Annotated in this window: 1 protein-coding gene; it reads left to right on the plus strand. The window is 43.4% G+C overall.

Annotated elements, in window-relative coordinates; all coding sequences use genetic code 11:
* The coding region (locus R7040_RS25060) for an extracellular solute-binding protein (protein ID WP_318097366.1) at positions 1-960 on the plus strand (960 nt) is incomplete at both ends.

Below are 960 nucleotides of genomic sequence, written 5' to 3' on the forward strand. Positions count from 1 at the left end.
CGTTTGAAAAACAACATGATGTGAAAGTGAATGTGCTTGAAATGCCATATGGCGGTCAGGTCGAATCTTTGCGTATGGATGGTCCTGCAGGCACTGGTCCTGACGTCGTGCTGATCCCACATGATCAGATTGGTGGGGCGGTTATCCAAGGTTTACTTGCTCCAGTTCAGGTCGATAAAGCCGTTACCGATACATTTAGTCAATCTTCTATTAACGCATTGACTTACAATGGCGTGCTATACGGCTTGCCAAAATCCGTTGAAACCGTATTTATGGTTTACAACAAAGATCTTATTGCTGAGCTACCAGAAACGATGGACGAAATATTTGAGCTGTCTAAGAAGTTTCGCGAAGAAAATAAATACGGTTTGCTAGCAAAATGGGATGAGCTTTATTACACCTACGGAATTTTAAACGGTATGGGTGGTGATGTTTTCGCTAAAAAAGACGACGGTTCGTATGATCCTAATAAAATATTATTGAATACTCCAGGGGCAGTAGAAGGCGCGAAATTCATTCAGAAGTTCTATGACTCTAAAGTATTCCCTACAGGCATCATTGGTAATAACGGGCTTAATGCTATCGATTCACTATTCACGTCGGGCAAAGCAGCGATTGTTCAAACTGGTCCTTGGGCGCTCCAGCCTTACAAAGAAGCAGGGATCAACTATGGTGTAGCCCCACTTCCAAAATTGCCATCTGGTGAGCAAATGGGGTCATTTATGGGCGTGAAGAGTTACAGCATTTCCACTTTCTCGAAAAACAAACCATTAGCGCAAGAGTTTATTACGTTCGTCAATAACTATGACAATGCGAAGCGCCGTTTTGAATTAACTGGAGAGGTTCCGGCAGTGACAAAATTGGTAGACGATCCTGTTATCAAGAATGACCCAGGTGCAAGTGCAGTGGCGATGCAATCCATTCACGCTACGTCTATGCCTTCCATTCCTGAAATGAACG

The organism is Vibrio sp. 1069 (genome assembly GCF_033340555.1).